Origin of the sequence: Stieleria sedimenti, from assembly GCF_025060895.1 — a bacterium.
Classification (GTDB): Bacteria; Planctomycetota; Planctomycetia; order Pirellulales; family Pirellulaceae; genus Stieleria; species Stieleria sedimenti.
This window is the reverse complement of sequence record NZ_JANZKV010000199.1, coordinates 1-14,184: the sequence shown is the minus strand read 5'-3', so window position 1 is coordinate 14,184 and position 14,184 is coordinate 1. Positions and strand designations below refer to the sequence as shown.

Sequence of the window (14,184 nt, the reverse complement as noted above, 5' to 3'; positions counted from 1 at the left end):
CAAACGCCGTCTCTCCCAGAGGGGGAGAGACTAAGTTGCTTGTCAAAGGCTGCCGTTGTTCAATCGGTGTCCCTTCGGGAGAAGCACGACGCACGCACAAGAGAGGTCTCGCTGTCGTTGGCACATTCTTCCGTGTTAAACCGTGACTTCGACGCTCAGCGATTCCTGATCGGCGTAGCGGCTGCGGATCGGTTTGATTTCTTGTTCGATGAACTCGTCGACTTGTTCGGGGGCGCGTCCGACGAAATCGAGCGGGTTGATCTCGGTGTCGAACGAGACGGCGGAGAAGGCGTCGTCGTTTTTCAGTCGCTCGATCATGTCGTTCGGTTTGCCTTCGGCGTTGACACGTTGGGCGACTTCGCGGCTGTGGATCCGAATCCGCTCGTGAAGATCTTGGCGATCGCCGCCGGCTTCGACGGCACGCATCATGATGTTTTCGGTTTCCATGTAGGGCAGTTCCTTGGCCAAGTTGTGCTCGATCGTCTTGGGGTAGACGACGAATCCGCTGGCGATGTTTTGCATCAGCACCAAGGACGCGTCGATGGCTAGGAAGGCTTGGGGGATCACCAGGCGGCGGTTGGCGCTGTCGTCGAGCGTGCGTTCCATCCATTGCGTGGCGGCCGTCATCGCCGGGCTGCTTTGCAGGCTCATCACGAACCGCGTCAGGGCACAAATCCGCTCGCTCCGCATCGGGTTGCGTTTGTAGGGCATCGCCGACGAACCGATTTGTTGTTTTTCGATCGGTTCTTCGATTTCTTTGCGGTTGGCCAACAGCCGGATGTCGGTCGCGGTCTTGTGCAGGCTTTGCGCGATCCCACTGAGCGCGTCCAGCAGTTGCGCGTCGACTTTCCTCGGATAGGTTTGCCCGGTCACGGCGTAGGTTTTTTCGAACCCGATTTTCTCGGCGATGCGGCGTTCCAGTTGGCGGACCTTTTCGTGATCGCCGCCGAATAATTGCAGGAAGCTGGCTTGGGTCCCGGTGGTTCCCTTGGCGCTGCGGGCGCACAACGTGTCGAGTCGGTGTTCGATTTCGTGCAGGTCCAGGACCAGGTCATAGGTCCACAGGCAGCATCGCTTGCCGACGGTCGTCGGCTGGGCGGGTTGCAGGTGGGTGAAGCCGAGGCAGGGCAGGGCACGGTGCTGGGCGGCGAAGGTGGCCATCGTATCGATGGTGGCGGCCAGCCGTCTGGCGACCAATCGCAAGGCGTCGCGGATCAAAATGACGTCGGCGTTATCGGTGATGAAACAGCTGGTGGCGCCCAGGTGAATGATTTTCTTGGCGTCGGGGCATTGGTCCCCGTAGGCCTCGACATGGGCCATCACGTCGTGACGTCGAATCCGCTCGTATTCTCGGGCCACGTCCAGATTTAGATTGGACTCAAACGCGCGGAGTTGTTCCAATTGCGTGTCAGAAATATCGATTCCGAGCTCTTTTTCGCTTTCTGCCAGGGCAATCCAGAGGCGTCGCCAGGTCTGGAAACGTCGATTGGGGCCCCAAAGCGTGGCCATTTCTCGAGACGAATAGCGTTCGATCAGAGGGTTTTGGTACGTTGATTCGGCGGGATTGGACGAGGATAAAGTCATTTCGATGGTATTGGGACGTCGGAATCGAAGGCGTTTCGTGGTTCAATCGAGTGCGATAACATACTGTGCCTGCGATGTCTGACAATTCGTCGATCGATGAACGCCACTCGTCGCGAGTAGGTCTCGCTCCCCCTCGAGATTCACAAGCCGCTGAGTCCAACATGCATTTGAGCCTTTTTGAGCCATTCTCCGCCCGGGCGTTTTTTCGAATCAGCGGATTTTTTCACAACATATTGGCAGCTCAACGTCAGCGTTTGCCGAAAGATAAATTTATGAGAGTTGGTCTTCCCTTGATCCGATCGTCGGCGGCAGTCCTGTGTGGCGTCGCCCTGTTGTCCCTGGCCCCTTTGGCTTGTGCTGCGCAGCCGCTGCAGCTTGAGCAGGAGGCCGAATCGCCCCAGGTCGAAGTCGGACAGGGGCAGGGACAGGCTCGGGCAAACGCGGGCGAATATGTGTCCGCGGTTGATCTATTGCCCGAATCCACCGCGGGAGTCGTCCGGATTCCCGAGCTGCCGTCGTTTTGCGACGCCTGGGAGCAGACGCAGATCGGGCTGCTGTTTGCCTCCGAGGAGATGCAGCCGTTTCTCGATGACCAGCGGGAACGCGCCCGGTCGTACTTTGATTCGCTCAATCGCAAGATCGGGTTGAAACCCGACGATCTGTACGAGATCGCGTCGGGAGAAGTCACCCTGGCGTGGTTGTCGTTCACCGACGACAAACGCCGTCCGTATTCACTGTGCGTCATTGCGGATATCCGCGATCGGAAAGCGGAAGCCGATCGGGCGGCGGAAAAGATCGACGCCGACTTGAAAGCCGGTGGCGCGGTTCGCAAAGACGTCAAATATGGCGACGAAACGATTCGGGTCTACCGCACCAAGCCGAAGCCCGGGCAACTGAAAATCGTCGAGATCGCGTTGGCCTGGAATGACGAACGTTTCATCGCGGCCGACCGCGAGAGCGTGATTCAAGGTGTGTTGGACGTCGTCGCCGGAAAATCGCCCGCCAAAGCATTTTCCAACCGAGCGTCCTACCAACAAGTGCTCGCCGATTCGACCGCCGAGATTGATTCGGCAAACGAGAAACAAGCAACCGTCTGTTGGCAGTGGTATGCCGAGCCGTTTGCAATGGGACGGATTTTGCGTGAGGTCGTCGAGTATGACCGTCGCGATGATCTGGACGTGATCGAGCTGCTCGAGCGACAGGGCTTCGGCGTGATCGAGGCGGTCGGTGGCGTCGGTGTCGTTGCCGGAAAGCGATTCGACGTGCTTCACTGCGGTGTCGTGTTGGCCCCCGGCAAACTGACCAAAGCCGCCCGGATGTTGCAGTCTAAGAATTCCATCCGACTGCCCATTCCAACCTGGCCGACCGAAGACACCGGCGCGTTCTTTCGATTCAATTGGGAATTGGAATCCGCATTCTGGGCTGCCGAGTCGTTGGTCAACGATGCCTTGGGCGAAGATCTGTTTCGGCCGATGATTGAAGGGATCCGCGATGACCCCGAAGGCCCGCAGATCGATATCGCGAGAGACTTCTTACCCAACTTGGAAAACGAGGTGGTTCTGATCACCGACAACACGATGCCGGCCGGACCGGAGTCGGATCGGATGTTGGTCGCCCTGCGGATCAAGAACGCGGACGTCGTCGCCAAGGTCGTTCAGAAAGCGATGGAAGTCGAACCGGACGCGATCAAGTTGGAGGTGTCCGAGTTCGACGTCTGGCGGGTCGAGCGAGGCAAGAACGACAGTGATGATATCGATGCCCAATTGGCTGCGCTCGGTTTCGACGAAAACATCGAGGACGAAGACACCGCGCCGCTGCTCAACCACTGGGCGATCGCGGTCGTCGAAGGCCAGCAGGACGACGATGCCGACTACCTGATGTTTTCCAGCCACTCGGAATTGTTGGTCAAGCTCGGCAAGCGTGTTCGGGCCGGCGAGACGGGAGATCGTCTGGGGGCGACCGAACGTACCAAAACGATCGTCGCAGCCATCGACGATTTGAATCAGGGTAACGAGGTCACCTACGACAGCGTCGTTCACCCCAGCATCGCGCTGCGGGCTCGCTATGAGCTGCTGCGAAAAGGAGAACTCAAGGACAGCGACTCACTGATCGCCAATCTGCTTCGGCGGATCGTGGAAAAGGACGAAGACGGGGAACCGGATCCGATTCAAGCCGGCAAGCTGCCACCGTTCGAGACGATCAAACAGTTCTTCACCAGTGCCGGAGCCTATTGGGAAAAGACCGACAGCGGTTGGACCATGACCGGGTTCCTGATGGCTGAGTAACAGTGGGTTAAGCATCCTGCTTGCCATGATCGCCGGCTCTGCCGGCGGACCGGGGAGGCGGAGCCTCCAAGACAGTGTGTTCCCAGGCGGAGCCGGGGAACAAGCGAATGTCGTTTTTTGAGCCGTGACGCGTAAGCGGCCGGGCATTGCGACGCCCGCCCGAGGCCTTACGGCCAGCGGCTCACTATTGACTCAGACAGATCCCGACTAAAACGACAGCCCGCTCGCGCCCGGCCGCTGAAAGATCGTTCACGGCGACAGCACTTTCTTGAGTGCCTCGATCATCACCGGCAAGACTCGGGTTTGGACGTCGCTGAGCGTGCCTTCTTGGAAGGCACCGGCGGCCGCTTTGTGCCCGCCGCCGCCGAACTGTTGGGCGATCTCGTTGACGGCAAGATCGCAGCGGCTGCGGAACGAAATTTTGAAACCGCCGAGCCGTTGTCCGACAAAGATCACCGCCGCCTTGGTGTTGGCGACCGCCAGGGTCAGATTGATCGAATCTTCGGTGTCACTGGGCAACGCCCCGACCGCTTCAAAGTCCCGGGTTTCGACGTACGTGTGCATCAGCGCGCCGTCGAGTTCGCTTTGGGTCCGCGAGAGGATCAGGCCGCGTAATTTCAGTCGCGCCAGTGTGTCGCGTTCGTACAGGTCGCTGTAGACTTCGGCCGGGACCACGCCGGCGTCCACCAGCCGGGCGATCACGCGGTAGGTCTCCGCCGTGACGCTGCCGAAACGGAACCAGCCGGTGTCGGTGGCGATCGCGGCAAACAACGGCTGGGCCATCTGCCGGGTGATCGGAACGCCCAACGCATCGGCCGCTTGCACGACCAGGGTTCCGCAAGCCTCGGCCTGGTAATCCTTGTACATCGTCGCGCCCATGTCGTCTTCACCGACGTGGTGATCGAGCACCATCTTGTCGCACGACGCGGCCCGCACGACATCGGCCATGTCCCCCAGTTGCACCCACGCGCTGGTGTCCAGGATCAGGATGCAATCGGCCGAAATGTCTTCGGGCTCGACATCGTCACCGAGAATTTCGATGTTGCCGGCGGGGTCGAGGAATTGCAGCGACGGCGGGACGCGGTGGGCGTTGATGATGCGGACGTCTTTGCCGATCTGGCGAAGGACATGCGCCATGCCCAGTTCGCTGCCCAGCGCGTCGCAGTCCGGTCGCACGTGGCTGACCAGGACAAAGGATTGGTAGTGGCTGATTTGGTCGACAAATCGTTTCCAGTTGACGCTCATCGGGGACCGGTCGCGTTAGGGGAGTGCCAGCAGTTGCTGAGCGGATTGAATGTCTTTTCGAAGTTGGTCGGCGATCGCTTCGACGGATTCAAAACGAACGACGCCGCGGACACGATCGATCAATTCGACGGAGACGGTTTGCTCGTAGAGGTCGCCGCTGAAATCGATCAAGTGGACTTCGACCTTCGTCGGATCACCCGATTGAAACGTCGGGCTTTCGCCGATGTGGATCGCGGCCGGGTGGCGGGTGGTTCCGACCGAGGCGAACCCGGCATAGACGCCGCCGGCGGGAATGACCACGTCGATCTGTTCCAGGTTGGCGGTCGGGAAACCGAGCGTGCGGCCCCGTCGGTCTCCGTGGGCGACGACACCGCAGATCCGATGTGGTGTGGCCATCATCGCAGCCGCCTCGCGGACATTGCCTTCGGCCAGCAGGTCGCGGATCCGTGTGCTGCTGATCATCGCGCCGCCGACCGATTCCATTTCGGCGATGTGGAATTCGATGCCCTGATTGCGACACAACGTTCGCAGCACCTCGACATCGCCGCGGCGGTCTTTACCGAAACAAAAGTTTTCGCCTTCGACCACGCCGCGGCATTTCAGAGTGTCCCGGACCAGGGCGTCAAAGAACCGTTCGGGCGAGAGGTTCAACAGGTCCGGTGAAGTCTGGCAGACGACCAGAAAATCGATGCCGAGCTTCGTCATCCGGCGCGCCCGTTCCTCGACCGACGTCAACCGCTTGGGCGCCAATTCGGGACGCAGGATCGCAATCGGATGGGGGTCAAACAGGCAGGCGATGGCGGGGCCGCCGAGTCGGTCGGCCAGTTGCCGGGTCTGCCCCAGCAAGCTGGCGTGGCCGAGGTGCACGCCGTCGAAATTCCCGATGCTCACGACACCAGCTTGCAGCGCAGCATCGACCGCGGCGAGGGTGATGTCGGGAATCGAAACAAGTTCTGTCACGAGCTGCGAAAGGGCAGGGAGGGGGCGGCGGCTGCAGAGGCGACGCTGTGAAGCATTTTTTCCTGTGTTTTAGGAGGTTTTAGCGGCAGGGCGCAAGCCCTCCGGTTCTTCATCTCTACCAAAACACCGGAGGGCTCGCGCCCTACCGCTGAAAATGCTTCACAGCGTAGCCGCAAAGGGGGCCGAAACGCGTAGTTTGGCCGATTGGCAAGGATCGGGGGAGTGGGGGCGGAAATCTCCTCCGATCGTTCCCAAGTGGAAGACCGGAGGGCTCGCGGTCTGTCGCTAACAAAGATACCTCGCTTGGCGTTCAAGGAAGTGGCGTTGCCGGAACGCAAGGTCGGTGTGGCCGCTCGCCACACGCGGTTGGCGGGCAGGAGGCGGGAGCCTCCAAGACAGCGTGTTCCCAGGCGGAGCCCGGGAACAAGAGGATGGCCTCACCGCAACCGGTCGAACAGCCACTTGGGGGCTCCGTTGCGTAACCCGTCGATCAGCACCGCGATGATGATGATCACGCCGATGATGATGTGGGTGTAGGTGTTGGGGATCGACAGCATGGTGCACCCGCTGCTGATCGTTTTGATGATCAGCGCGCCGATGATCGTTCCGAGCACCGATCCGCGTCCGCCGCTCAAGCTGCCTCCGCCCAGCACCACCGCGGCGATGATTTCCAGTTCCTTGCCCGTGCCGTCGGACGGGTTCCCGTTTTTGACGTTGGCAAAATAGAGCAGGGCACCGACGGCGACAAAGATACCGGCCAGGGCGTACACCAAAGCGGTCGTCCAACCGACCCGGATTCCGCACAGCCGCGCCGTCGAGGCGTTCGATCCGATCGCGACCACGTTGCGGCCGAACACGGTGAAGTGCATCACCGCGGCGACCAGTAACCCCAGCACGATCGCGATCAGGGCGCTGGAGGGGATGTGCAGGAAACCCAGCCAGTAGTGATCCGAATTGCTGCCGGTGTAACACAGATAACGCAGCCAGTCCGGCAGGTGCCCCGACTCGGGGTAGACGGTTGATTCGTCCGCGATGACTTGGCCCAGTCCCAGAAAAATCGTCATCGTGCCGAGTGTGACGATGAACGGCACCATCTCGGTCAAACTGATGATCAGGCCGTTGATCAAGCCGCACAGAATGCCGACGCCCAGTCCGAGGGCGAGTGCGGCGGCGATCCACGTCGCGGCGCCGGCCTGGTCGACCGGAATCGTGTAATCGCGAAACGCGATCGCCAGCGCGGTCCCGCTGAGTGTCAGTGCGGTCCCGGCGGACAGGTCGATGCCGCCGGCGATGATGATCATCGTCATGCCGAGTGCGGGGACGGCGATCAGGGCGGCGGAATTGACGATCACACGGGCGTTGCGCGGCGAAAAGAATCGGCCGCTGCCGAATTGCCAGTCCAGCAACGCGAACAGTGCGATGATCGCCAGCAGGGCCAACGTCGGCCCATGCCGGAACGAAGTCAGCCAATGAAATTTATTTGGTCGTGTTTGGTTTTCGGTCATCGTTCTTCCACGGCAGCCAGTGCCGCCACCATCAATTCCTCTTCGTCCCATTGGTCCGCGTCGCGCGTTTCGGCGAGCCGGCCACGCGTCATCACGCCGACTCGATCGCAGACCGCCAACAATTCCGGCAGATACGAGCTGACAAAAATGACCGTTTTCCCGTCGGCCGCCAACTCGCCCATCATGCGATAGATTTCCGCTTTGGTGCCGACGTCGATCCCCTTGGTCGGTTCATCCAGCAGATAGATCTCCGCGTCTTGAGCGAGCAATCTCGCGATCGCGACTTTTTGTTGATTGCCGCCGGACAGTTCGGAAACCGCCTGGCCGGGATCTTGGGCTTTGATTTCGACTTTCTTGATCCAGGCTCTGGCGTCGCGAAGACGTGCATTCAAGTTGATCCAACCGGCGGTGGTGTAACGATCGTGATTGCCCATCGCCAGGTTTTCAACGATCGACAGGTTTTGCGCCAAGCCTTCGTTTTTGCGGTCTTCGCTGAGCAGTCCGAACCCGGCTTTGCGGCGCCCGCGAACGTTGTGCGGCAGTCGCCGACCGTCCAGTCGCACATGGCCGGCATAGGTCGGTTCCAAGGCGAACAGGCAACGCAGCAATTCGGTGCGTCCGGCGCCGACCAGTCCGGCGACGCCGAAAATTTCTCCCCGGCGGAGTGCCAGCGAAACGTCTTTGGGCATCGGCGCCGCGCCCAAGTCTTCGACTTCCAAACGGACTTCGCCGATTTCGTGGGGCACCGAGGGGAACAGGTCGTCGACGTCGCGGCCCACCATCAGCGAGATGATTTGATCGTCGCTGATCGACGCGAGTTCGCCGCTGCCGACGGAATTGCCGTCACGCAGGACCGCATAGTCGTCAGCGACGCGGCGGACTTCTTCCAAAAAGTGGCTGATGTAAATGACCGCCAATCCGCGACTGCGAAGGTTATCGATGATTTGAAACAAGCGGTCCACGTCCGCCGCCGGCAGCGAACTGGTCGGTTCGTCGAACAGGATGATCTTGGCGTCGCTGATCAAGGCGCGTGCGACTTCGATCAACTGTTGCGTGGCGACGGATTGGTCGCCGGTGCGGGCTTTGGGGGAGACGTGGTGGAGTCCGACGCGATGCAGTGCTTCGGTGACCGAGGCGCGTTGGTTGGATCGAAACAGCGTTCCCACGCCGGTGCCGGTGCGTCCCAGCATCACGTTGTCTTCGATGCTCAAGTCGGGTGCCAGGGTCAGTTCCTGGTAGACGATCGCGACACCGCTGTCGCGCGCGTCGATGGGGCTGGTTGGACGGTAAGGCCGGCCTTCGAGCGACATCGTTCCGGCGTCGGCACGATGCGCGCCGCTGAGCGTTTTCAATAGCGTGCTCTTGCCCGCGCCGTTCTCGCCGATCAACGCCAACACGCGACCTGCATGCGCTGACAAGGAGACGTTTTCGAGAGCGATCGTGGGGCCGAACCGTTTGCTGATTCCGGTGACTTCGAGCAACGGGTTCACTACAGCGTTTCGGGTTGGAGCAGTTTCTGATACTTCTCTTCGTCCATGTTCTCCGGCGTCGCCAGGTATTCACCGGTGCTTTGAAACGCTTCGGCGGATTGACCGTTGAGCGAATCGATGAGCGTGAGGACGGATTGGTAACCCATCTGCACGGGATCTTGCAGCACGATGCCGTGGCAATGGCCGTCTTTCATCGCTTGGATCAAGGCGTCGCTGGGGTCAAAGGCGATGAATTTCACCTTGCCCGCCATGCCGGCGTTCTTGATCGCTTCCAGGGTTCCGTTGGCGTTGGGTTCGCAGACGGCGAAGATCCCCGCCAGCGATTCGCCGTGCAGTTGCAGCAGTTGGTCTGCCTTTTCTTTGGCGCTGGTGGCGTTGTCACCGGCGTATTGGTCGGAGGAGACGACGGTGATGTCGGGATACTTCTTGAGTGCGTCCAGGTAGCCGTTTTCGCGCTGTTCGGTGCTTTCGCTGCCGGCGATGTAACGCAACAAGATGACGTTGCCTTTTTCGCCGATCGCCTTGGCCATCGCGTCGCCGGCCATCTGGCCGCCCTTGAAGTTGTCGGTCGCAACGTAGCTGACGATCTCGGGACCCTCGTCCAATCCACTGTCGAAGATCACCACCGGGATACCTTCGCCGATCGTTTCTTCGACCGCATCGACCAGGCCGCCTTTTTGGTTGGGCGCCAGCACGATGCCGTCGACACCCATCGTGATCATGTCCTTGACGACTTCAATTTGGCTGCCGGTGTCGCTTTCGACCACCGGGCCACGCCAGATGATTTCGACGTTGCCGATTTCTTTGGCCGCCTTTTCGGCACCGAAGTGCACCGATCGCCAGAACTCGTGACTGGTGCCCTTGGGGATCACGGCGATGCGAAGTTGTTTGCCGTCGGCGGCGGAGTCAGCCGTGGAGGAGTTGTCGGACGAAGAGTTGCAACCGGCCACCATCAAGGCGACGGCCAGCAGGGAGGCGAAGGACACGGTGGAACGTTTCATGGAAGACTTAGCAGCGATCGGGAGGAGTAGGAAGGAAGCCGCAATGATAGCCGATTTCGGTGGCGCCGATGGGGAATGTGGCGGATCGGGTTTCCCGCCGGGATGTCGCATGTCAGCACGTAGCGTGAGCCAGTGGCCCGTTGGCGAAGCCGACACGTGCCGGGCGCTGACCGGCCTGTCGATTTAGTGAGCCGCGACGCGTAAGCGGCCGGGCATTTCAGCGCCCGCCCGAGGCCTTACGGCCAGCGGCTCACCATTGACTCCGCAGATCCCGATTAAATCGACGAGCTGTGACGCTTGCCGCTGGGGTGCTGCTCAGTTGAGCAATCCGATCGCCTCGGGGAGAGATTGCAGCAGTTCCACGCAGGTCATTGCGGGCTGGGAGTGATTCGCCGCGGCGGTGTCACCGGCCAGACCGTGAACAAACACTCCCAACCGTGCGGCGTCCCAAGGCGAGAGTCGTTGACCCAGTAGTGACGTGACGATGCCGGTCAAGACGTCACCGCTGCCGGCGCTGGCCATGCCTGGGTTACCCGTCCTGTTGACAGACCGGACAACGCCGCGGCCGTCCGTTGCGCGACCGACCAGGACAGTCGGTCCGCCTTTGACAACGATCGTCATGCCGTGTTTTTCCACCAGTGATTCCGCCGCAACAAGTTGGCCGGCGCGATCGCGGGCGGAGACGCCCGTCAGTCGCGCCAGTTCGCCGGGATGGGGCGTCAGGACGAGCTTGGATTGATCGCGGGGCAGGGCAGGGGACTCCAACAGCTGGTGCTCGGACATCAGGTTGATCGCGTCGGCGTCCATCACGCGCGGGCAATCGTTTTTTTCCAACAGAGATTCGACGATCCGCAACGAACCCGGACCGGTGCGCATGCCCGGACCAACGCCGACGGCATCAAATGAATCGATCGATGGCAGAGTTGCCGACAAGCTGAATTGACCGTCACCGGTATCGGCCAGCGGGATCGTCATGATGCCGGGGTGAAAGCCGGCGACCGTTTCCAGGCAGCGATCCGGGATGGCCGTCGAAACCAGTCCCGAACCGGTTTTCAGTGCCGCCATGGATGACAGTGCGATGGATCCCGCCATGCCGCGCGAACCGCCGATCAACAACACGCGTCCGAAGTCGCCTTTGTGGGCATCGGAGGCACGGGCGGGGAAGGGCAGGGGAGGCGCGGGGTGGGACATGTGGGGAGAGGGCTTCCGAGGGATGTTTGAGATTGGTTTGGTCGGCGGACCGATTCGGGCTTCGAACCATCATACAAGGCCACGCACTGTCTTGGAGGCTCCGCCTCCTGGCCGTGAACGGTGTGTGGCGGAGCCACCGAGACATTGCGTTCCAAGGCGGAGCCTTGGAACGAGGAGTCGAGGAGTGGAGACCGGAGGGCTCGCGCCCTGCCGCTAACACCTCGTCAAACACAGGCAATCAATGCTTCACAGCATTCCACTACGGAGCACGTTGAAGTTGTCGGACGACCAGTCCCGCCAAGTAGGCCGCCTTGAACCCGGCGTCGATGTTGACGACGGCGACGTTGGACGCACAGGAGCTGAGCATCCCCAGCATTGCGGTCAGCCCGCCGAGAGTCGCTCCATAGCCGACGCTGGTCGGGACGGCAAACACGGGAACGCTCAAGTGACCTCCGACGGCGGCCGGCAGGGCACCTTCCATGCCGGCGATGACGACCACGGCGGCGGCTTCACGCAAGTGCGGCACCGCGGCCAGCAGCCGAGCCGGGCCGGCCACGCCGATGTCGTCGAATTGTCGAAACGGGATTCCCATCCAGTGCAGCGTCTCGATCGCTTCTTCGGCCACCGGGGCATCGGTGCTGCCGGCGGTGACGACGGCAACGTGCGTGACTCGGGCCGTGTTTTCAACGGCACCTGTATCCTGCGAACGCGGCAGTGGCGTCGGCAGTGGTGTCGGCAGTGGCGGTTCGGAGATCCCCGCGGTCAGCGTCCTGGCGACCGGGTTGAAACGCACAGCAGGAACTTGGGTTTGGACTTGTTCGGCGACCGCCGCGGCGACTCGCGTAGCGAAAGAGGGTTGGCCGGCGTCTTGTTGGGCCTGGATGATGGCGGCGATCATGTCGGCCGGTTTACCGTCGCCATAGATCACCTCGGGGAACCCGCAGCGGCGCTGGCGATCCAGGTCCAGCGTGACGCGATCGGGCGCCGCACCGCCGGCAGCGTTTGAGCCGGCAGCGTTTGAGCCGGCAGCGTTTGAGCCGGCAGCGTTTGAGCCGGCAGCGTTTGAGCCGGTGAGGCGTGACGTGGACAGTGGGTCGGCGGTCAGGGTGGCCAAGGCGTCCGACGCGCTGATCCGGCCGGTCGCGACATCGGTCAGCAGGCGGGCCAAGTCTTGGGGATCGGGTTGGTGCGACGGATGGGGAGGCGGATGGAGGGGCAAGGAACGGCCGTGAAAAGTCGGGGAGTGGGACGGGTCGGGGCAGGCGGGCTGTCGATTTAAGCCCGCACGCGTTAGCAAGGGGCCGCGCGGCGCCCCCACGCTGACGCGTCGGGCTGATGTGATCGCGTTGAATTCATGAAGATCGACGAAATCGACAGTCTCGCAGGGCAGGGGAGTCTTGACGAAAGCGGGGTTCGCAACTCGACGATGCGCTGGTCCAATGGCCTGCAGTTCCATGTTATCCAATCAGGGTCGCCCAGGCGAAGGCGACGTCGCGAGCGTAGAATGTGTCCCCCAATTCCGGCGGGCCAGCTCCGACGCGTTCGGTGACCCCCCACCTTTCACTAGACAGCATCAGCAAAGGCAGTTGTTCATGTCGACCAAAAAATGCGTATTGGCTTACTCCGGCGGTCTGGATACCTCCGTCATCTTGGGATGGTTGCAGGACCAAGGTTACGAAGTCCATGCGGTGTATGTCGATTTGGGGCAACCCTGTGAGGACCGCGACGCGATCATGCAAAAGGCGCGGGATTGCGGTGCGGCGTCGGCGAAATTGATCGACGTCCGCGAAGAATTGTGCCGCGACTTTGCCTTTCCGGTGCTGGCCTGGCAGGCCAAGTACGAACAGATCTATCTGCTGGGAACCTCGATCGCGCGGCCCTTGATCAGCAAGGTTTGTCTGCAAGTGGCTCGCGAAGTGGGGGCGGTCGCGTACGCCCACGGTGCGACCGGCAAGGGCAACGATCAGTGTCGTTTTCAGCTGGCCGCCGAAGCACTCGATCCCACGGTCGAGATCATCGCGCCGTGGCGAATCAAGGAGTTCCGTGACGCGTTCCCCGGCCGAACCGAATTGATCGCCTACTGTGCCGAGAAGAACATTCCGGTCAAAGCGTCGACCGCCAAACCGTACAGCAGCGACGAAAACGTGTTGCACATCAGCTACGAGGCAGGTGAGCTGGAAGAGTTGGACGTCAACGGCGTCGAACTGGTCGATTTCGGGATGGGAGTCAGTCCCCAGGAAGCTCCCGACGAAAGCGAGTCGGTGACGATCGGTTTCGAATCGGGCGTCCCCACGACGCTCAACGGCCAGGCCGCGAGCGCGTTGGAAATGGTCGAACGACTCAATGACATCGGCGGCCGAAACGGCATCGGTCGAATCGACATGATCGAGAACCGTTTCGTCGGGATGAAAAGCCGCGGCGTCTACGAGTCGCCCGGCATGACGATCCTGTACGACGCGTTGATGTATGTCGAGCAATTGACGATGGACCGCGACCTGATGCACCTCCGCGATCGGCTCGCACCGGAAGTCGCCGAGATGGTGTATTACGGATTCTGGTACACGCCCAAGATGGACGCCCTGATGTCGTTCATCAAGCAAGCCCAGGCGATCGTGACCGGTGAAGTCACGCTGAAACTCTACAAGGGCAACATCTCGGTGGACTCGCGAAGCAGCCCGAACAGCTTGTACGACGCCGAGATCGCGACGATGGAAGGCGGCGGGTCGTACAACCAGGATGACGCCGAAGGCTTCTTGAGGATTCAAGGCTTGCCCAGTCGAGTCCAAGGCACCGTGACGCCACGGAAGTATTAGGCGGCGAGACCGCTCTGCCTTTTCGAGGTCGCGCAGTCATCAAAGCCACCCTCCTGGTAGGAGGGTCGAGCGAAGCGAGGGGAGGTCGAACGGTGAATCGCGGCGGTCAC

10 protein-coding genes are annotated in these 14,184 nt (G+C 61.2%); 2 read left to right on the top strand and 8 right to left on the bottom strand.

Features of this window, described 5'->3' with window-relative positions:
• Nucleotides 1–135: 135 nt before the first annotated feature.
• Complete coding sequence (purB, locus tag NZK35_RS24495; protein ID WP_259635159.1) at nt 136–1,584, bottom strand: adenylosuccinate lyase; 1,449 nt, start codon at nt 1,582–1,584, stop codon at nt 136–138.
• 272 nt (nt 1,585–1,856) lie between these two features.
• Here purB and NZK35_RS24490 point away from each other — a divergent pair, with 272 nt between their 5' ends.
• Complete coding sequence (locus NZK35_RS24490; protein WP_259635158.1) at nt 1,857–3,869, top strand: membrane or secreted protein; 2,013 nt, start codon at nt 1,857–1,859, stop codon at nt 3,867–3,869.
• 249 nt (nt 3,870–4,118) lie between these two features.
• Here the strand turns inward: NZK35_RS24490 and NZK35_RS24485 are convergent, their stop codons facing one another.
• The 7 genes from NZK35_RS24485 to NZK35_RS24455 form a co-directional block, all read right to left on the bottom strand.
• Entirely contained in the window at nt 4,119–5,114 is a 996-nt protein-coding gene (locus NZK35_RS24485; protein ID WP_259635157.1) for a DHH family phosphoesterase, read from the bottom strand.
• A 15-nt stretch (nt 5,115–5,129) separates the two neighbouring features.
• Nucleotides 5,130–6,074 carry a bifunctional riboflavin kinase/FAD synthetase gene (locus NZK35_RS24480; RefSeq protein ID WP_259635156.1) on the bottom strand — a complete coding sequence of 315 codons (945 nt, stop codon included), beginning with the start codon at nt 6,072–6,074 and terminating at the stop codon, nt 5,130–5,132.
• Nucleotides 6,075–6,511: 437 nt separating this feature from the next.
• Nucleotides 6,512–7,579: an ABC transporter permease gene (locus NZK35_RS24475; RefSeq protein ID WP_259635155.1), complete on the bottom strand. Its 1,068-nt coding sequence runs from the start codon at nt 7,577–7,579 to the stop codon at nt 6,512–6,514.
• Nucleotides 7,576–9,069: a sugar ABC transporter ATP-binding protein gene (locus NZK35_RS24470; RefSeq protein ID WP_259635154.1), complete on the bottom strand. Its 1,494-nt coding sequence runs from the start codon at nt 9,067–9,069 to the stop codon at nt 7,576–7,578. The genes NZK35_RS24475 and NZK35_RS24470 overlap by 4 nt, the downstream gene beginning before the upstream one ends.
• Nucleotides 9,069–10,070, bottom strand: a complete 1,002-nt coding sequence (locus tag NZK35_RS24465) for an ABC transporter substrate-binding protein (protein ID WP_259635153.1) — start codon at nt 10,068–10,070, stop codon at nt 9,069–9,071. Before NZK35_RS24465 ends, NZK35_RS24470 begins: the two co-directional genes overlap by 1 nt.
• 315 nt (nt 10,071–10,385) lie before the next feature.
• Nucleotides 10,386–11,261, bottom strand: a complete 876-nt coding sequence (locus NZK35_RS24460) for an NAD(P)H-hydrate dehydratase (protein ID WP_259635152.1) — start codon at nt 11,259–11,261, stop codon at nt 10,386–10,388.
• Between the two features lie 259 nt (nt 11,262–11,520).
• Nucleotides 11,521–12,480 carry an AIR carboxylase family protein gene (locus NZK35_RS24455; RefSeq protein ID WP_259635151.1) on the bottom strand — a complete coding sequence of 320 codons (960 nt, stop codon included), beginning with the start codon at nt 12,478–12,480 and terminating at the stop codon, nt 11,521–11,523.
• A 373-nt stretch (nt 12,481–12,853) separates the two neighbouring features.
• Between NZK35_RS24455 and NZK35_RS24450 the strand changes: the two genes are divergently transcribed.
• On the top strand, nt 12,854–14,074 hold the full coding sequence (locus tag NZK35_RS24450; RefSeq protein WP_259635150.1) for an argininosuccinate synthase: 1,221 nt from the start codon (nt 12,854–12,856) through the stop codon (nt 14,072–14,074).
• Nucleotides 14,075–14,184 lie beyond the last annotated feature (110 nt).